The 17,298-nt window shown below is 64.3% G+C and carries 16 protein-coding genes; 4 read left to right on the forward strand and 12 right to left on the reverse strand.

What is annotated here, in order from left to right:
- Nucleotides 1–15: 15 nt before the first annotated feature.
- Together WDJ57_RS17520 and WDJ57_RS17525 are read right to left on the reverse strand one after the other, a co-directional pair.
- Entirely contained in the window at nucleotides 16–2,097 is a 2,082-nt protein-coding gene (locus WDJ57_RS17520; protein WP_338902217.1) for a hypothetical protein, read from the reverse strand.
- Nucleotides 2,098–2,189: 92 nt separating this feature from the next.
- Nucleotides 2,190–3,098, reverse strand: coding sequence for a response regulator (locus tag WDJ57_RS17525; RefSeq protein ID WP_338902218.1), 909 nt, complete (start codon nucleotides 3,096–3,098; stop codon nucleotides 2,190–2,192).
- 330 nt (nucleotides 3,099–3,428) lie between these two features.
- Here WDJ57_RS17525 and WDJ57_RS17530 point away from each other — a divergent pair, with 330 nt between their 5' ends.
- Nucleotides 3,429–3,563 carry a DUF7503 family protein gene (locus WDJ57_RS17530; RefSeq protein ID WP_338902219.1) on the forward strand — a complete coding sequence of 45 codons (135 nt, stop codon included), beginning with the start codon at nucleotides 3,429–3,431 and terminating at the stop codon, nucleotides 3,561–3,563.
- Nucleotides 3,564–3,587: 24 nt separating this feature from the next.
- On the opposite strand, the gene WDJ57_RS17535 is transcribed toward WDJ57_RS17530, so the two are convergent.
- The 3 genes from WDJ57_RS17535 to WDJ57_RS17545 all read right to left on the reverse strand — a co-directional run bounded on the left by WDJ57_RS17535 (nucleotide 3,588) and on the right by WDJ57_RS17545 (nucleotide 9,426).
- Nucleotides 3,588–5,675 (reverse strand): hypothetical protein, encoded by a 2,088-nt coding sequence (locus WDJ57_RS17535; RefSeq protein ID WP_338902220.1) that lies wholly within the window; start codon nucleotides 5,673–5,675, stop codon nucleotides 3,588–3,590.
- A 101-nt stretch (nucleotides 5,676–5,776) separates the two neighbouring features.
- Nucleotides 5,777–8,989, reverse strand: coding sequence for a carbamoyl-phosphate synthase large subunit (gene carB / locus WDJ57_RS17540; RefSeq protein WP_338902221.1), 3,213 nt, complete (start codon nucleotides 8,987–8,989; stop codon nucleotides 5,777–5,779).
- 206 nt (nucleotides 8,990–9,195) lie between these two features.
- A complete protein-coding gene (locus WDJ57_RS17545; protein WP_338902222.1) occupies nucleotides 9,196–9,426 on the reverse strand; it encodes a hypothetical protein in 231 nt (76 codons plus the stop codon).
- Between the two features lie 234 nt (nucleotides 9,427–9,660).
- Between WDJ57_RS17545 and WDJ57_RS17550 the strand changes: the two genes are divergently transcribed.
- Nucleotides 9,661–10,503, forward strand: a complete 843-nt coding sequence (locus WDJ57_RS17550) for an alpha/beta fold hydrolase (protein WP_338902223.1) — start codon at nucleotides 9,661–9,663, stop codon at nucleotides 10,501–10,503.
- Between the two features lie 15 nt (nucleotides 10,504–10,518).
- Here WDJ57_RS17550 and WDJ57_RS17555 read toward each other — a convergent pair whose 3' ends face one another.
- Complete coding sequence (locus WDJ57_RS17555) at nucleotides 10,519–11,052, reverse strand: DUF5815 family protein (RefSeq protein WP_338902224.1); 534 nt, start codon at nucleotides 11,050–11,052, stop codon at nucleotides 10,519–10,521.
- A gap of 63 nt (nucleotides 11,053–11,115) precedes the next feature.
- The gene (locus tag WDJ57_RS17560; RefSeq protein WP_338902225.1) at nucleotides 11,116–11,487 is read right to left on the reverse strand and encodes a hypothetical protein; all 372 of its coding nucleotides are present in this window, start codon (nucleotides 11,485–11,487) and stop codon (nucleotides 11,116–11,118) included.
- A 206-nt stretch (nucleotides 11,488–11,693) separates the two neighbouring features.
- Here WDJ57_RS17560 and WDJ57_RS17565 point away from each other — a divergent pair, with 206 nt between their 5' ends.
- Entirely contained in the window at nucleotides 11,694–12,944 is a 1,251-nt protein-coding gene (locus tag WDJ57_RS17565; RefSeq protein WP_338906312.1) for an RNA-guided endonuclease InsQ/TnpB family protein, read from the forward strand.
- A gap of 76 nt (nucleotides 12,945–13,020) precedes the next feature.
- On the opposite strand, the gene WDJ57_RS17570 is transcribed toward WDJ57_RS17565, so the two are convergent.
- The 3 genes from WDJ57_RS17570 to WDJ57_RS17580 form a co-directional block, all read right to left on the reverse strand.
- Entirely contained in the window at nucleotides 13,021–13,431 is a 411-nt protein-coding gene (locus WDJ57_RS17570) for a DUF7124 domain-containing protein (protein WP_338902226.1), read from the reverse strand.
- Between the two features lie 72 nt (nucleotides 13,432–13,503).
- Entirely contained in the window at nucleotides 13,504–13,641 is a 138-nt protein-coding gene (locus WDJ57_RS17575; protein WP_338902227.1) for a hypothetical protein, read from the reverse strand.
- A gap of 87 nt (nucleotides 13,642–13,728) precedes the next feature.
- Nucleotides 13,729–14,973, reverse strand: coding sequence for an NAD(P)/FAD-dependent oxidoreductase (locus WDJ57_RS17580; protein WP_338902228.1), 1,245 nt, complete (start codon nucleotides 14,971–14,973; stop codon nucleotides 13,729–13,731).
- A gap of 129 nt (nucleotides 14,974–15,102) precedes the next feature.
- On the opposite strand from WDJ57_RS17580, the gene WDJ57_RS17585 reads away from it, so the two are divergent.
- Nucleotides 15,103–15,702: a DUF6149 family protein gene (locus tag WDJ57_RS17585; RefSeq protein WP_338902229.1), complete on the forward strand. Its 600-nt coding sequence runs from the start codon at nucleotides 15,103–15,105 to the stop codon at nucleotides 15,700–15,702.
- 27 nt (nucleotides 15,703–15,729) lie between these two features.
- On the opposite strand, the gene WDJ57_RS17590 is transcribed toward WDJ57_RS17585, so the two are convergent.
- Together WDJ57_RS17590 and WDJ57_RS17595 are read right to left on the reverse strand one after the other, a co-directional pair.
- Entirely contained in the window at nucleotides 15,730–16,362 is a 633-nt protein-coding gene (locus WDJ57_RS17590; RefSeq protein WP_338902230.1) for a hypothetical protein, read from the reverse strand.
- 107 nt (nucleotides 16,363–16,469) lie between these two features.
- Complete coding sequence (locus WDJ57_RS17595) at nucleotides 16,470–17,279, reverse strand: hypothetical protein (RefSeq protein WP_338902231.1); 810 nt, start codon at nucleotides 17,277–17,279, stop codon at nucleotides 16,470–16,472.
- Nucleotides 17,280–17,298: the final 19 nt, after the last annotated feature.

Consider the following 17,298-nt stretch of genomic DNA (forward strand, 5'->3'; position numbering starts at 1 on the left):
CACGGCGTTGCGTGACTACAGGACCTCGTCGAGGTCGACGGACTGGCTCCAGTGGAGGTCGCCGTCTATCCGGACCGGGACCTGTTCGAGGTCGAGGAACTGACGTAGGTCCGATTTCGAGAACTCGAACGTCCCCAGGACGCCTGAATTGAGAAACGACTCCTCAACGTGTTCGACGAAGGGTACAAACACACTTCCGAGTCCTGCCTCGTCCGTGGCATAGGTCCGATAAGTCAGGTCGTATCCACTGTCTTGCTTCCTGACGTCGAGTAAATTCGGTGTCATACTCGGTGGCTGTGCCACTGTTGCGCCACCGTCACCGACGACGATGTACTGCTCGCCGAGGACGCTCTCCTCGCGGGCAATGGTCAGAGCCGCCCGAAGCGGAAAGCCCGCGTTCAGCAAGCGCGCCGTCAGTTCCCCGACGTGGACCGCTTCCCGGTTGCTAATGTCGCTCAGCGTAACGACGCCGCCGATTGCACCCGCCTCGATGAATCGCAGTCCCTGGTCGTAGGAGTTGCAGGAGTTCAGCAGGAACGAATCGACGCCAGTCTCGTCGAGGGTACCGATGTCGAGTTTTCCGTCCGTACACTCCAGGCCGTCGGCCTCGGTGTGACCGATGTAGTGCAGGAAGTCAGTTCGCTCACGCATTACGTCCCGGAGTTCGGTCACGGTCGGGTCGCGGTGGAAACTGACGTCGAAGGGGAGGTCGTCGCGGTCGCCGTAGGCCTGGTCGACGACGTCTTGTTCCTCGTCCATTCGTCCGTCGTTGAGGACGACCGCGATAGCGATGTCGCCGTCTACCGTCTCGCGATCGAGGCGGTTCCTGAACGCCGCTGTCACCAGTTTGCTCGCCCCGATGGGGACGCTGTCACCGACCCAGGCCTGCTCTAGGCTGTCCGACTCCCCCGGATTGACGTAGGCTCGGCTTCCGGTGGCTCCATCCCCTCTGACGCCCGAAATCTCCTCGTCGCGTGCGAACGTCCGGGTGGTGTGCGGTCCGGCCGACCCGCCTGTCTCCGCGTCTCCCACTGTTCGAACGACGGCGAGGTCGTCAACGAGAAACGGTATCTGTTCGACGCTCTCGGGGCCTGGTTCGACGTGGGCGGTGAGTCGCCACTGCGGCACGTGCTCCTCGATGATGCTGTAGGGGATGCCCAGATAGGTCGCGACCTGTTCGGCGAGCGGTTGGTCGTACAGGGTTTCGAAGTCGAGGTCGAGCTGCGGTTCGACGGCGGTACGCTCGTGGAGGTTCAGGTCGTAGAGTCCCTCAGTCCGGGTCACGCAGTCGAGGAAAAAGACTTGTTTGAGCACGCGCTCGACGTCGGCTTCGAAGGACTGCCGGTCGAACGCGTACTCGAAGCCCATATCGGTTGTCAGCAGCGGTACCTCGCCCGGGACGAGTTCCGCGCCGAGGTAGTAGGCGAGTGGGGCGGCGACGTAGAGTGCAGCGCGGGTCGGGGGGAGTTCGAGGCGGACGCCGGTGTCGGGACGGTCAAGTCCTTCGGGAATGTCGAGACTGTCGCCGAGGTCGACCGAGGGTGGGTGCCCGCGGAGCGTGGGGTACGACCGTTCGGGGTCGGCGGTCTTCAGCGCCGAGCCGAACGTCTCGATTGCCTGCATCACGTCCAGGGGGTCGGCTGTGGTGGTAACGGTTGCCGCCGGGCGCTCGTGACGCGACCGGATGCCGACCAGAACGTCTGTCGTCGCCGGGAACTCGATTCGCGTCCGCTCGACATCCGACGATATTTCGACTGGTCCCTCTACCTCCAGGTACGTCTTGATCTGCGTCGCCAACTCCAGCGTGTAGGTCCCCGCTGGCAGCGAGGCACTCTCTTGATGTTCGACGGCAGTCAGCATCGACTGGGACTCGTCGCGGACGTAGACGCCGACCACCCGCTGTAGCGTCAGTTCCTCGGTCGCTATCCGGACCGCTTTGCTCACCGGAAAGGGACACTCCTCCGGGTCTGCGGGAGTCGGGGAGACCGGCTTCGATGTCTCCAGCGCGTACCGCTTGCGCTCTATCCGGTCGACGATTCGGAGGCCGGGCCGGTCGTCCAGCGACACCACCTGCAGATACTCCTCGCCCTGACTCATCTCCTACTTGGCCGGGCTACTCACCCATGCGCGATAAAGCGTTCGTATGCCTGTCGGGCGATTGTCGCTTCTCGGCAACTCGGAGCTGGGACTTAGGACTGTCCGCTCACGTCGCGGAGGATGCAGAGAATGGCCTGTTCGTCGTTGTACTCCACCGGGCCGCCGTGAACTTCGACGGTGATGTCCTCGCCGCTCCGTCGTTTCCCGGTAAACTCGTCCTCGAACGTCTCGCTCGGCGTCCTGCGACAGTGTTTGAGTGCCCGCTCGACGCGGTCGCGCTCGCCGGGGGACGCGAGTACGACGGGCGGTTCCCCGATGAGGTCGCCCTGGTCGTAGCCGAAGATGTCCGCGAGCTTCTGGTTGACGTAGGCGAGTTCCCTGTCCTGGATGACGAACACGCCCGCGATGTTCTGCTCCACGAGACGCTGGTACCACGAGAGCGCGTCCCAGAACTGCTGCTGGGTCCGGTACTGCTCGACGGCGTTCTCGATGCGGTTCGACAACACCTCGTACTGGTCGCTGCCGCCCCGCTTTTGCATGTAGTCTGTGACGCCGGTGGCGATAGCTTCGCTCGCTATCTCCTCGCTCCCTTTCCCCGTGTAGAGGATGAACGGGAGGTCTGGATGCCTGTCGCGGACGATTTCCAGGAACTCCAGGCCGTCGGTGTTGGGCATCTGGTAGTCGCTGATGATGCAGTCGACCTCCGACCGCCGGAGCGTTTCGAGTGCTTCGACGACGGTGGTCTCGGTCATCACGTCGAAGCGGTCGTTGATGCGTTCGAGGAACACCGACGTCACCTCCGTGATGTCGGGGTTGTCGTCGACGTGGAGGACGCGGATGGGCTGGGACTCCGCCACGTCGATGAGCGGCGTCGGTACCTCGAGGACGGACTCGTCCAGGGATTCGAGTTCCTCGCTGCGGACGAGCGGTGCCTCCCGCTGACCGGCGCGGGCGCTGGTCCCGAGTATCGAACGGGGAATCTCGACGGTTTCCGTCGTCATCTCTGGCTGGTGAGCAGTCATCGTTTGTGATAACCCGACTGCGCGGCCGGCCGCTGCTGGAATGGCCGCGGCGGTCAGGTTGATTGCTATCCCATAATTATCCGGATAGCTAAAAAAGGTAGTGCCATTTGCAGGCAATAGTATCAAATAGGTAGACGTACAATCCGATAACTAGTCGTTCAATCTACAGATAGATGATATTCGCAATACTCAGCTTTGAGACTGATTACGAGTGCAATACTTACCCACTCGTTGCTTAATACAATAAATTACATATTAGAAAACATCAGAAAAATTTAATTCAGTCGCGCCTAACATTTCGGGTGTACCATGGCAGACAACGACATTGCGTCGTACCTGGCAGAGCACCCACGAATGATCGGCGTCCTGTTCACGATGATGCTGCTTCTCACGCAAGCAGGGAACGTGGCAGCGGGGAATGCAAACACGCTAGTCGGCCCCTAATTTCTTACAGAAGTCATCTGTCGATTAGAACAAATCCTTGAGCCTCAGCGACCGGCTCCAAAAGAGATTGTCATTGACACGTACGGGTACTTGCTCCAGTTCAAGGAACCGAGAGAGGCCCGACTCATCCAAACGGAATGTCCCGATTTCGCCAGAACTTAAAAAGTATTCCTCTACATGTTCGAAATACGGTATCACAACGCTCCCTAGCCCTGCATTGTCTGTAGCGAAAGTTTTGTAGTGTATCTCGTACTTGCTCCCGGACTTTTCAATCTCAAGGAGGTTGGGCGTCATCGTAGCTGCCTGTGTCACCGTCATCCCTCCGTCACCGACGACGATGTATTGCCCACCAAGCACGCTTTCGTCTCGGGCGATTGTGAGTGCTGCCCGAAGTGGGAAGCCGGAATTGAGCAGTCGCGCAATCGTCTCCCCCATCTTGACTGCTCCCTCGTTGATGACCTCGTTCAGCGTGACGATTCCCCCGATACCGCCGGCTTCGATGAGCGACAGTCCCTGTTCGTACGAGTTGCAGGAGTTGAGGAGGAACGCGTCGACACCAGTCTCTTCGACCGTCCGCACGTCTAACTTCCCGTCTGCGCACTCGAGCCCATCCTGTTCGGTGTGCCCGATGTAGTGGAGAAAACCCGTCCGTCTGGTCAGCAACTCCCGAAGTTCTGCTACCGTCGTATTACGGTGGACGCTCACGTCGAACGGGAGATTGTCGCGGTCGCCGTACACCCCGTCGACCAGGTCCTCTTCCTCGTTCATCCGCTCGTCGTTCACGACGATGCTGATTGTGATGTCTCCGTCCGTTGTCTCCCGCTCCAGTCGGTTCTCGAAGGCGTCTATCGTCAGTTTACTCGCACCGATAGGGATGCTCTCGCCGATCCACGCCTCCTCCAGCGCACCAGTGGATTCAGGCTGGACGAACGACCGTTCGGTCGTCTCCGGTGACGTCGCCGTCGAACGCGTTATGACTTCGTCGCGCGTGAACTCCCGATTCAACTCCGGCGTGATGCTCGGCTCTGGCTGACTGTCCGTCTCTGCGGTCCGAATCACGCTCAGGTCGTCGATGACGAACGGCAACTGCTCGATAGCATCAGGCGTCGGCTCGACGTGTGTCGTCAGCCGCCACTGGGGGATGTGGTCGGCCAACAGCTCGTACGGGACCTGGAGATAGGTTTCGACTTGCTCTGCGAGTGTCTGGTCGTATAGCGCTTCGAAGTCGAGGTCGAGGTGGGGTTCGACGGCGTTTCGCTCGTGGAGGTCGATCTCGTAGTACCCTTCCGTCCGAGTCACGCAGTCCAGGAAGAACACCTGTTTGAGGGCGTGCTCGACTTCTCTCTCGAACCGATCTCGGCTGAACGTGTGTTCGAACCCGGTCGTGGTTACCAGTCGTGGCTCCGTTCCGGGCTCCAGTTCGGCCCCGAGATAGAACGCCAGGGGTGCGGCGACGTAGATGGCTGGCAGCGTCGGCGGCAGTTCGAGTCGAATGCCGGTATCCGGGCGCTCGATGCCACTGGGAATATCCAGTGTCTCGCCGAGTTCGACCGCAGGCGGGTGACCGCGGAGTGTGGGGTACGAGCGCTCGGGGTCGGCAGTCTTCAGCGCCGACCCGAACGTTTCTACTGCCGCCATCATGTCCCGCGGGTCTGTAGTCGTGGTAATCGTATCGGCCGGGCGCTTGTGTCGTGACCGCGCCCCGATGGCGACCCTGCTCGACTCCGGCAGGCCAATCCGCGTCTGGCTGAAGTCGGCCGCGATCTCCAGGGGACCCTCGACGCGGATGTACGTCTTTATCTGCGTCGAGAGTTCCAGCGTGTAGGTCCCCGCGGGCAGCGAGACGCTGTCGAGGTGTTCCACCTCGGCGACCATCGACCCGGTGTCGTCGCGGACGTAGACGCCGACGACGCGGGGCAAGACCAGTTCCGACGTCGTCACGGCCACGGCCTGGCCGACGGGGAAGCGGAAACTCTCCGGGTCGACGGGCGTAGGGGAGACAGCCGCCGGCGTGTGGAGCTTGTACCGTCGCCGCTCGATGCGGTCGATGATCTCCAGGCCACCGCGGTCGGCCAGCGGTGTGAATCGCAGGTAACTGTCTCCCTCGGTCATCTGTTCGCTCGTGATAGCGTACCTATTGCACCCGCTCGGATAAAAGATTACGCCGTCATTATCACATATTTCAGTGATACGTTCCACTCGCTACGGCTGGGTCACTCGCCCCACTGGCGCTGTGTCTTGGGGCGTTCGGCGATGTCCTGCACGGCGAGTGGCTGGTCGGCGGAGTTGATGGCCTCCAGGGCCGCCTCGGCGCTCTCGATGGTCGAGAAGTACGTGATGGTCTCGTCCACGCAGGTCCCCAGGACGTCGCGGTCCCGCGAGACGACGAGGTCGATCTCCTCGTTGTGGAGTTTCTCCTGGAGTTCCTCGTCGCCGAAGTCGTCCAGGTCGTGGACGTCGAAGTGCTCCTCGAAGCCGAGCACGGGCAGGTCGACGATGGCGGTGCCCGAAAGCGGGATGGGCTTGCCGACGCTCATCTGGGCCTTCTGGTAGGCCTTGCCGAAGGAGCCGGCGGTGCCCATGACCTCGCCCGTGGACTTCATTTCCGGGCCGAGGCGCGGGTCGCTGCCCGGCAGGCGGTCGAAGGGCAGGACAACCTCCTTGACGGAGACCTGGTCGGGAATGTGCTCCTCGTAGTCGAGTTCGTCGAGGCTCGCGCCGGCCATGACCTTCGCCGCAATCTTCGCCAGCGGAACGCCCGTCGTCTTGGCGATGAACGGAACGGTACGCGAGGAGCGCGGGTTCGCTTCGAGGACGTACACCTCGCCGTCGCGGACGGCAAGCTGGACGTTCAGCAGGCCGACGGTCTCCAGCGCCTCGGCGATGTCTTCGGCGATTTCGCGGATGCGCGGCATGACGTCCTTGATCTCCTGCGAGCGGGGCGGAATCATGCAGGCGGAGTCCCCGGAGTGGACGCCGGCGGTCTCGACGTGCTCCATGACGCCGCCGATGAGCACGTCGTCCTCGTCGGCGACGGCGTCGACGTCCAGTTCCACCGCGTCCGCGAGGAAGTCGTCCACGAGGATGGGCTTGTCCGGGGAGACGCGAACGGCCTCCTCGATGTAGGTCTGGAGGTCCTCGTCGTTGTAGACGACGTCCATCGCGCGCCCGCCCAGCACGTAGGAGGGGCGTACGAGCACCGGGTAGCCGATGTCGTGGGCCAGTTCCAGCGCCTCCTCCTCGCTGGTCGCGGAGCCACCCTCGGCCTGTGCGATGCCGAGTTCGTCCATCAGCTGGTTGAACCGGTCGCGGTCCTCCGCGAGGTCCATCGCGTCGACGGACGTACCCATAATATCGCAGTCGAGGTCGCGCCGGGCGAGTTCCTCCTCCAGCGGGTGGCCGATGTCGACGGAGGTCTGGCCGCCGAACTGGACCATCACGCCGTCCGCGTTGGTCGCCTCGATGACGTCGGCAACCTCCTCGGCGGTGACCGGTTCGAAGAACAGGCCGTCCGAGGTGTCGTAGTCCGTCGACACCGTCTCGGGGTTGTTGTTGACGACGTGGGCGTCGATGCCAAGCTCTTCGAGGGCGTTGACGGCGTGGACCGAGCAGTAGTCGAACTCGACGCCCTGCCCGATACGGATGGGGCCGCCGCCGACCACGACGACGCTCTCGACGTCGCGGTCGACCTGGAGTTCGTCGCGGTGCAGTTCCGAGATGGGGTCCCGCGTCGAGTAGTAGTACGGCGTCGTCGCGGCGAACTCGCCGGCACAGGTGTCGACCAGTTTGAAGTCGCGGTCGACCGTCGCGTCGTCCACTGTGTCGAGGTCCGCCGCGGTCCCACCGTCGGCCTGTGGCGTGCCCGCTTCGCTGCCTTCCACGGCACCGCGCGAGTCCAGCAGGCGGTCCGGCAGCCAGGACGCGTGCGTGTCGTCGAAGTCGCCGCCCGCGAGAGCGGTAATCTCGTGGTCGGTGAAACCGGCCTCCGCAGCGGTCTGGAACTCGCCGGCGGCGGCCGCCTCGGCGGCGTCGGCGACGCGCTCGTAGCGCTCGACGTACCACTCGCGGATTTCCGTCAGTTCGGAGACTTCCTCGACGCTGTAGCCGCGCTCGAAGGCCTCGAACATCGCGTACGGGCGGTCGGGCGTCGGGCGGACGAGGTACTTCTCTTCGAGTTCCTCGTCGCTAATCTCGCTCCAGTCTGCGGCGGGGTTGTACTCCGTCGACCGCAGTGCCTTCAGCAGCGACTCCTCGAAGGTCCGGCCGATGGCCATCGCCTCGCCCGTCGACTTCATCGCTGGCCCGAGTTCGAACTCCACGTCGCGGAACTTGTCCTTGGGCCAGCGCGGTATCTTGGTCACGACGTAGTCGATGGCCGGTTCGAAGGCGGCGGTCGTCTCGCCGGTAATCTCGTTCTCGATTTCGTGGAGGCGCTTGCCGAGTGCGACCTTCGCGGTGACGCGGGCGATGGGGTAGCCCGTCGCCTTCGAGGCCAGCGCCGAGGACCGGGAGACGCGGGGGTTGACCTCGACGACGCGGTACTCGCCGCCGGGCGTGCCGTCGTCCTGCCAGGCGAACTGGATGTTACAGCCGCCCTGGATACCGAGTTCGCGGATGACCTTCAGGGCCGTGTCGCGCATGTCCTGGTGGCCTTCGTCGGGGATGACCTGGCTGGGCGTGACGACGGTGGACTCGCCGGTGTGGATGCCCATCGGGTCCAGGTTCTCCATGTTGCAGATGATGATACAGGAGTCGTCGGCGTCCCGCATGACCTCGTACTCCAGTTCGATCCAGCCGTCGATGGACTCCGTAATCATCACGCGGTTGTCCCGCGAGAGGCGCAGGCCCTTCCTGACGGCTTCCTTCAGTTCGTCCATGTCGTCGATGACGCCCGACCCGGCACCGCCGAGCGTGTACGTCGTCCGCATGATGACGGGGAGCCCGCCGACGGCCTCGACGGCCTCCTCCACCTCGTCCATGCTCTCGATGGTGACGGACTCGGGGACCGGCTCGTCGATGGACTCCATCCGCTGGCGGAACTGGTCGCGGTCCTCCGTGGCGTAGATGGTGTCCAGCGGCGTCCCCATGACGTCGACGTCGTGTTCGTCGAGGACGCCCTCCTCGGCGAGTTCCGCGGTGACGTTGAGGCCGGTCTGGCCGCCAAGCCCGGCGATGACGCCGTCGGGCTGTTCCTTCCGGATGATTTCGGCGATGGCTTCGGTGTTGATGGGCTCGATGTACACCTCGTCGGCCATCTCCGGGTCCGTCATGATGGTCGCGGGGTTCGAGTTCACCAGGACGACTCGCGCGCCCTCCTCGCGGAGCGCGCGACACGCCTGCGCACCCGAGTAGTCGAACTCGGCCGCCTGACCGATCTTTATTGGCCCGCTACCGATGAGCAGTATCGTCCGGTCCTCGCCCTTCATTACCCGGTCGAAGCCTGCACATCGTAATAAGCCCGGCGATAGAGTACGAACATCGAAGCCGAATTTCGAATATCGTATTGTGGTGGCCTACCACGGTGTCGCCTCGCACGGTCCGGTCTGGACGGAGAGGACTCTCCGGTGACTGTCGAACGGTCGATAGCAGCAGAACTGTCGGGGCGGCACTGGGGTGGCCGTGGACCCGCCGGTCAGTTGTTCTCGTCGACGAACCGGTAGCGGTAGGGCTGGTCGCGGATGACCTCCACGTCGCCGGTCTCCTCCCGCCGCCCGAGGACCGTCGCGACGCGGTGGGCGCTGTCGAAATCCTCGCCGTGCTCTTCGAGCAGGTCGAGAATCTCCCGGGCCGTCAGCGGGCCGTCGTGGTCGGCGTCCTCGAGCACGGACCTGATGCGCTCGAACTCGCCGTGACGTATCGCCATGTTCCTACTCTATACCTGCATCCTCATTAAACGGCGTCAGACACGCGTCAGACGGCCGTTCTCGCCGAACCGAGGGACGGCGACGGGTCGGGTTCGTGTGCCACTCTGTCATACGGTTTCGCTGTCGGCTGACGGCCACCGGACCGACGCGGCGTCCGTTCCCTCACCAATTTGGCGTCCGCTACCTCATCAGTTTGGGGCGACCGTTTTCGACCGCGGGCGACTAGAACGGGTATGAACAGCGAGGAGAGTGCGAGCATTGACAGCGAGGAGAACCCGGGCGCGGCGATGTACCGCTACCGGACCGACACACTGGTCGACGACCGCGGCGAGGGACCGGTTCTGCTGTGTCTCCACGGGACGCTCATGGACCGGACGATGTTCGACCCGCAGGCAGCGGCGTTAGCAGACGAGTACCGCGTCGTCTCCTACGACCTGCGGGCCCGCACCGACCGCTGGCAGGGCCCCTACGACCTCGACGACTTAGTCGAGGACTGCCGTGTCGTGCTGGACGCGCTCGACGTCGACTCCTGCGTTCTGGCGGGCATGTCGATGGGTGGCTTCGTCGCCGTCCGCTTCGCGCTCGCCCACCTCGACCGCCTCGACGGACTCGTGCTCGTCGACTCGATGGCCGAGGCCTACACCGAGGAGGAACGCGCGGAGTACGGCGGCCTGGCCGAGGGCGCCCGCGGGGCCGACCGGATGCCGCTGGAGATGGCCGAGATGTCCGCCGACCTGATGTTCTCCGAGCGCGCCCACGCGGAGCAGGCCGACCTCGTCCAGCACTGGGTCGACCGCTGGCACACCTACCCTGGCGACGCCGTCGCCGCAGAAATCGAGTCCTGGCGCACCGAACCGGGCGTCCTCGACGAACTCGACGCAGTCGACGTCCCGGCGCTGGCGATTCACGGCGAGGAAGACCAGTCGATTCCGCCCGAGCGCGCCCGCCGCACCGTGGACGCGCTCCCGCAGGGTCGGATGGAACTGGTGCCCGGTGCCGGACACCCCTCGAATCTGGAGCGACCCGAGGAAGTCACTGCGCATCTACGTGACTTCCTCGCCGAGGTCTACGAGTAACTGACCGCTGCTCCGCTAAATCGCGGTGTCGTGTTCGGTTTCGAGGTTGCGCTCGGCGCGGTACTCCTCGACGAATGCGGCGACGTCGAACTCCTGCATCTGTTTCTCGAACTCGCCCATCGCGGTCCCGTCCTCAGCGTGGCTGACGGCGTGTTCCATCAGTTCCACCAGCAACTCGACGGCGATTTCGTGGAGCCGCCGCGAGTCGATGTCGGCAACCCACACCAGCGCGTAGCCAACGTGCCCGTCGTCGGAGAGGTCCGCGCTGACTATCTCCTCGGGGAACTCCTCGCGAATCATCCCCATCAGGTGGGCGGTCGTGAACTCGTCGAAGTCGTCGGCGGTGTCGACGGTCTGCCGGAGGATGTCGACCATGAACTCGGGAACGAACCGCGAGAGCGGGTGGATGTCCATCACGACAGCGTGACTCTCCCCGCAGGAACAGTCGAACTCGCGGACCCCCAGGTCAAGGTCGTAGGCGCGGACCGTCCTCCCGCAGGGCAGGTCGAGTTCTTCGCTCGCCCCGCCCGGAACGCCTGGCTCTGCCATTGCCCTCCGTACGGTGCTCCGGTGGATAAAGACCGCGGAACCGGCTGCTCGTTCCGGGCCGGGCTACTCCTCCTCGTCGCGGTCCTTCTCCAGTTCCATCGGTTCGACGTCCTCCTCGTCGGTCACGGCCCTGTCCGTCTCGTCCTCGGCAGTTTCTCGTTGCTCGTCCTGGCCGCCGCTCGTTTCCCAGTCGGTCCCCTCTGCGTCGTCTTTCTCCACGGCCTCGGCTTCGTCGTGGTCGTCCTCGCCTTCGACGTCCGCGTCATCACTCTCCCGTGTTTCGACTTCGACTTCGATTTCGGCCTCGATTTCCAGGCCGTCGGTTTCGAGTTCTACCTCCGCCTCTCGCGGGTCGTCCAGTTCTGCCTCCAGTTCGTCCGAATCCACTTCGACTTCGACCTCTACCTCGACGTCGACGTTCGTGTCGCTGGGCATACCCAATGTATCGTCTGGGACGCGGAAAACGGGAGGGGTCGCTCGTCTCAGCGTTTTGAGGTAGTGCCTCCGGCCTCAACGAGCGACCGAAGCGTAGCGAAGGGAGCGAGTAGGCCGGAGAGGAAACCGATACGGTACGACGCAACCGGCATACTGCGACCGCCCGATTCCCGAATGTATAAGTACCGTCTATCCCTCTCTGAAGTATAGGCGTGCGTCGTACTGCCGTCGTGAAACTCGCCGTTTCTGACGAGCACCGCGGCGCACTCCACCGAACTGCTGAGCAATACCTGTACTGCGCGAACCGAACCAGCGACTACTGTTGGTCCGACATCTCATACACCGAGTGCAAGACCAACAAACGGGAGGTTCGGGACGCGCTCTACTCCGAACTCCGAGAGGAAACGGACCTACAGGCACAACTCGTTCAAGCCGCCATTCGCCGCGCGGTCGAAGCCGTCAAAGGCGTTGTCGAACGCTGGAAGAAGAGACAGCGAGTCTCCCAACCGACGTTTACCGCTGAGACGATGGACTACGACACGCGAAGCGCGACCTTCTACCGCGACAAGGTGTCGCTGGCAACTGTTGAGGGTCGGGTCGAACCGTCGTTTGTTCTCCCGGCAGACAGTCCGACGCCCTATGAGCGATACGTACTCTCCGAAGACTACGAGTTCCGCGAGAGTACGCTTCGGTACGACGCGGCAACAGACGAGTTCTACCTCAACATCTCGACTCGACGGATTGACGGCGATGGCGCAGAGGTTCCGGCAGATACCGGGCACCCCGATCAAACGGTCCTCGGTATCGACCTCGGCGTTAACTCCCTCGCCGTCTCCTCAACCGGGCGCTTCTGGGAGGGAAACGACTACGACCACTGGTGCCGCGAGTTCGAGAAGCGACGTGGGAAGATGCAACAGCGCGGCACACAAGCCGCACACAACGCTCTGCTCCGACTCGGCAAGCGTGAAGAAGCATGGCGGAAACAGTACATCCACACCGTCGCCAATGAACTTGTCGCGGAAGCCGTTGAACACGACTGCGACGTTATCGTGTTCGAGGACCTAACGGACATCCGCGAACGGCTTCCGCAGGCGAAGTGGCACCATGTATGGGCGTTCCGACGCCTATTCGAGTACGTTGCGTATAAAGCACCAGACCACGGTGTCTCCGTTGAGCAAGTCGAGCCGAACCACACGTCTCAACGCTGTTCTCGGACGGACTGTGGGTTCACGCACGACGATAATCGTCACGGAGAACACTTCTGTTGCCAGAAGTGCGGCTACGAGGTGAACGCGGACTACAACGCCGCGAAGAACATCGGGCTACGATACGCTCGGAAGCGGACACACAGACTCCGTTCCTCGCCCAAGTCGGGGAGCGGAGACGCAGAAGTAAACCTGCGTATAAATGGTGGGACGTTGAACGGCAAGAGTCACCAGCCTATTGCTGGCGATTGATTGCTGGGAGTCCACATCAAAGCCCCATCCTCAATGACCGAGGCGCTTATGCGCCGAGGGAGTAAGGTGGGGTAGTTTACGGCCAATCGTCGCGGGTGTCTTCCTCGGCCGCGGCGGTCTCCTCGGCGTCGCCGAGCTCCCAGCCGGCGGCCTCGGCGGCCTCCTCGACGGAGAGGAACTCCCAGCCGGCAGCCTCGGCCACGTCGGCGTCCTCGTCGGTGGTCCCGATGTAGACGTGGCGCTCGGTGTCGAACTGCTCTCTGACGTTCTCAAGACTCTCCTCGCGTCCCCGCGGTCCGGAGAAGAAGTCCTGGCGGATGCGGTGCTTGCGGGTGAAGTTCGTCACGACGTAGGTGGGTTTCTCGGAGATGACGCCCACGTACTCGCTCCACTGGCGCGCGTTGCTGAACGCCGCGTCGGGTCGCGCGAGTTCCTTCAACGCCTCCAGGTCGAACGCGAGGGTCATGTCGCTGCTGCCGCCGTCCATACGCCTGTTTCCGCCGGGCGCGCGCAAAACGGTGTCGAATCGCGAAATTCGCCTCACCCGTCACACCGGCCGCTACGGCCGCCCGGCGAGACACTCGAACAGCCGCCCGCGGTGCCGGCAGGCGAGCAGCGACAGCGCCGCCAGCGCCAGGTGGACCGTCGTCGCTTCGAGCCCATCGCTCTCCGTGGGGTGTGACCGGGCAAAAATCACGGCCGTCGTCCGGACGTGCGACCCGTCGTCGCTACACGTTCGTCCCGTCCCGGGCGTGGGTCTGGCGGGCTGTCCCGGCTGGACGCGTCACTCCGCCTGGGCGGGCGCTTCGAGTTTCTCCAGGTCGATGTCCTCTTCGAGCAGGAGTTCCTTCTGGTCGGCGACCTGGCGCTCCTCGCGGATGAGCTGTTTGAGCTTCGACTGCTGGGAGAGGTCGCCGATGAGGACGCCGCCGATGAGCTGGCCGTTCTTGAAGGCCAGACGGCGCCACTCGCTGTCGGAGTACTTGCGCTCGGCGGTTTCCTCGCCCAGCGTCGGGTGACCGAAGGAGAGGAACGGGAAGTCGAAGTGCGTGATGGAGTACGAGGAGACCCAGCGGAACTCCTCGGCCTCGCTGTCGGCGACCATGTTCCGGCCCGCAGTCGCCCCCTGTTCCTTTGCGGAGCCCCAGGCGCCGTTCTGGGCGCGCTCGCCGAGGATGGTGTCGTGGAACTGGGTGATGTCGCCGGCGGCGTAGACGTCGTCGACGTTGGTCTGCATGTACTCGTCGACGACGACGCCGTCGTCGGTTTCGATGCCGGAGTCCTGGAGCCACTCGATGTTGAAGTCCAGGCCGATTGCGATGCCACAGAAGTCTCCCTCGTAGCGGTCGCCGTTGGGGTCGACGGCGGCGGTGACGTGGCCGTCGTCGTCGGTCTCGAAGTGGTCGACGCCGGACTCGAAGACGGGCGTGACGCCGTTCTCTTCGAGGGCGTCGTGGATGATTTCGGCCCCGTCGAGCGAGAGCGCGTAGCGCCACCAGCGGTTGCCCCGCATCAGGTAGTTCGCCTCGATGTCCTGGGCGGCACAGATTGCGGCGAGGTCGATGCCGAGCAGGCCGGCACCCACGACGATGCCCTTCTCCGCCTGGTCGGCGTGTTCGCGAATCTTGCGTGCGTCCTGGAAGGTCCAGAAGTGGTGGATGCCGTCGGCGTCGGAGTTGTCGACCGGGAGCTGTATCGGGGTGCCGCCGGTCGCAATCAGGAGTTTGTCGTACTCGAAGGACTCGCCCTCGTGGGTGTAGACCTCGTGAGCGTCGGTGTCGACGCCGGTCACGTGGGTGTTCAGGTGCAGGTCGACGTCGCGCTCCTCGTACCAGTCGGGTTCGTGGATAGAGATAGGGGCCTCGGGCAGTTTCCCCTTGGCGAACTCCTTGATGAGGATGCGATTGTACAGTGCCTCTCCCTCGTCGGTGATGACCGTCACGTCCGCGTCCGGGTCCCGCTCCCGGATTGTCTCGGCGGCGGAACTCCCGGCGATGCCATCACCGACGATTACGTGCGACGTGCTCATAACTGGCGGTTGGATATGGGGCCTAATGTGGATTGCTATCTCCGTGGCGGGGTTGTGACGCCCTCACACCCCGCTGGCGACTCCCGCATCCGGACGATTCAAGGGTCTCGTGTCCCTACCACGGGTGCGATGAAAATCCGTCAGAACGTCCGTCACTGGGCAGCCAAGCAGGCACTGACTGCGCCGGTCGTCAGCGGGTACGTCAACGACAAACTGGTCGACATCCACACCAGCGTCTTCTCGGACCGCGCCGACCCGGACCGCCGCGCCGAGCGCAAGGCCCACCTCGACGACTTCTTCGACGCGACGATGGACACCTACGTCGCGGCGCTGGAAGACGGCTTCCCGGAGGCCGAGGCCCGCGAAATCACCCACGCCCAGGCCAACTTCGACTTCTACAACCACGGCTGGACGGAGATGATGGAGTTCCCCGTCGACGAGGTGGAAACGCACTACGACCGCTATGCGGACTTCTTCCAGAAGTACGACATCACCATCGACGACCCGCTGGGCGAGTTCCGGCCCGCCGCTGGCATCACGGAGGCTCCGTCGACGCCCGGGAAACTGGACGACCCCGAACACCCCCACGCGGAGGGCGGGTTCGCGGACGACGTCTACGTCGAGACGGGGGACGGCGAACTGGTCGTCGGTGGCGGCGAGGAACCCGAGCAAGTGGACGTGGCGGAGGCTCCCGGCGTCCCCGACGATGCCGACGAGGCCGACGCGTAGCCCGCGCCACGCTGCAAGCCCTCACGCTTATTCGGTGACGACGTCTTCCACCTCGAACAGCGCGATGCACTCGACGTCCTCGGCGTCGTCGCCGTCGCCGTACCAGCCGTGGACGGCGAAGGCGTGCACTCCGGGGGTCACGTCGGCGGTGACCGCCAGGGTTCGCTCGGCCATCGGCGAACTGTGGGTCTGCCGCGAGAGCACCCACTCGTAGGTCTTCCCCGCCGGCACCTCCATCTGCGGTTCGACGTGCGCGTCCGGCGCGACGTGGGTCCACTCGCCGTCGAGCTTCTCCTTGACCGCCCAGGCGTGAGGGTTCAGTTTGAACGCCCGGTCGGCGTCGTTGTGGAGCGTGAACGTCACCGTCTCGACGGTGTCGTCGCCGTCGCCGACGCGGAGTACCTCGGCGGATGGTTCGAGGAAGACGTCGCCGTCCTCGCGGCTGTGCCAGCAGACGGTGCGGTCTGTCTGCGTGAAGGACGGGCAGGGCTCGTCGGCGAAGCGGTCTTCGGGCGTGTCTGCCTTCGGGTCCTCTGTCGGTGCCGGGGTCTGTGTCTCGGTGGGGCGCTCGTCCTGTGGCTGGTCGGCAGCGCCCGTACAGCCCGCCGACGCGGCGGTCCCGGCGAGCGCGACGAGGAACGTTCGGCGGCGTAGTTTCATGTAGCCGATAGTACGCAAGCGGGGATAAAGGGTCTTCAACAGACTCAAACGGGCGTTTGAGTCGCGAGTGTGGCACCTCGCTGTCGCCTGTGGGGCGCACGGTCCCGCTAGCGCTCGGAACTCACGTTCGGCGCGTGCGTCGCCGTCCCCCGGCCCGCTGCGGGCTGTTCAACGATGGTGGGGTCGGAGACGGGTGTCTCGGGTGTGAGGCCAGTGGGTTCGACCCGGCGCACGGAAAACGGTGCGACACAGACGAAGTCCGGCCGGTCGGCGCGCAACACCGGGACGGCGAAGGCGTAGATACCGGGCTCCAGGTCGACCCGCAGTCCCGTCACGTTGACCGCGCCCGAGGGAACCGACGTCCGGACGCCGACGCGCCACCAGTGGTACTCCTCGCTGTAGATTGTCCTGGTACATCCCGGTTCGCCGCCGGCGACGCTCTCCCAGGTCCCCGCGTCGTCGCGCTGGAGGACCGACCAGGTGGCCGGCTGGGTCCGGACCGGTCCGTCGCCGCGGTTGACGAGGACGAAGGACACCGCCTTCCCGGCGTCCTCCTGGACGAGCGCCCGGTCCTCCATCCCGACGAGCACCACGTCCTCCTCCGCGATGTCGCTGGTGTGGTGGCAGACGGTCTTGGCCGCCCACTCGAAAGTGGGACAGCCGACGTCGTCGAACCACGACGACGCGCTCGGCAGGTCGTAGACCGGCGGGTGGTCCGGGTCGTACGGCCCGTCGTCGGTCTCGCAGGGGTCGCCCCCGCCGACGGGTGGGCGCGTCCCGTCGGGCGTCTCGGTCGGGGGCACCTCCACCGGCGTCAGCGTCTCCTCCGGCATGCCGTCACCGCCGAGCAGGCCCGAACAGCCCGAGAGGCCGGCCATTCCGGCACCCATCGCGGCCAGCAGGTCGCGTCGGTTCACACACGCCGGTTCACAGGCT

This window comes from Salinibaculum sp. SYNS191, assembly GCF_037338445.1.
Taxonomy (GTDB): Archaea; Halobacteriota; Halobacteria; order Halobacteriales; family Haloarculaceae; genus Salinibaculum; species Salinibaculum marinum.

What these genes read in the sequence shown, in the direction of transcription:
- WDJ57_RS17520 (WP_338902217.1), bottom strand. Translation starts at nt 2,097, where the DNA reads ATGAGTCAGGGCGAGGAGTATCTGCAGGTGGTGTCGCTGGACGACCGG.
- WDJ57_RS17525 (WP_338902218.1), bottom strand. Translation starts at nt 3,098, where the DNA reads ATGACGACGGAAACCGTCGAGATTCCCCGTTCGATACTCGGGACCAGC.
- WDJ57_RS17530 (WP_338902219.1), top strand. Translation starts at nt 3,429, where the DNA reads ATGGCAGACAACGACATTGCGTCGTACCTGGCAGAGCACCCACGAATG.
- WDJ57_RS17535 (WP_338902220.1), bottom strand. Translation starts at nt 5,675, where the DNA reads ATGACCGAGGGAGACAGTTACCTGCGATTCACACCGCTGGCCGACCGC.
- carB (WP_338902221.1), bottom strand. Translation starts at nt 8,989, where the DNA reads ATGAAGGGCGAGGACCGGACGATACTGCTCATCGGTAGCGGGCCAATA.
- WDJ57_RS17545 (WP_338902222.1), bottom strand. Translation starts at nt 9,426, where the DNA reads ATGGCGATACGTCACGGCGAGTTCGAGCGCATCAGGTCCGTGCTCGAG.
- WDJ57_RS17550 (WP_338902223.1), top strand. Translation starts at nt 9,661, where the DNA reads ATGAACAGCGAGGAGAGTGCGAGCATTGACAGCGAGGAGAACCCGGGC.
- WDJ57_RS17555 (WP_338902224.1), bottom strand. Translation starts at nt 11,052, where the DNA reads ATGGCAGAGCCAGGCGTTCCGGGCGGGGCGAGCGAAGAACTCGACCTG.
- WDJ57_RS17560 (WP_338902225.1), bottom strand. Translation starts at nt 11,487, where the DNA reads ATGCCCAGCGACACGAACGTCGACGTCGAGGTAGAGGTCGAAGTCGAA.
- WDJ57_RS17570 (WP_338902226.1), bottom strand. Translation starts at nt 13,431, where the DNA reads ATGGACGGCGGCAGCAGCGACATGACCCTCGCGTTCGACCTGGAGGCG.
- WDJ57_RS17580 (WP_338902228.1), bottom strand. Translation starts at nt 14,973, where the DNA reads ATGAGCACGTCGCACGTAATCGTCGGTGATGGCATCGCCGGGAGTTCC.
- WDJ57_RS17585 (WP_338902229.1), top strand. Translation starts at nt 15,103, where the DNA reads ATGAAAATCCGTCAGAACGTCCGTCACTGGGCAGCCAAGCAGGCACTG.
- WDJ57_RS17590 (WP_338902230.1), bottom strand. Translation starts at nt 16,362, where the DNA reads ATGAAACTACGCCGCCGAACGTTCCTCGTCGCGCTCGCCGGGACCGCC.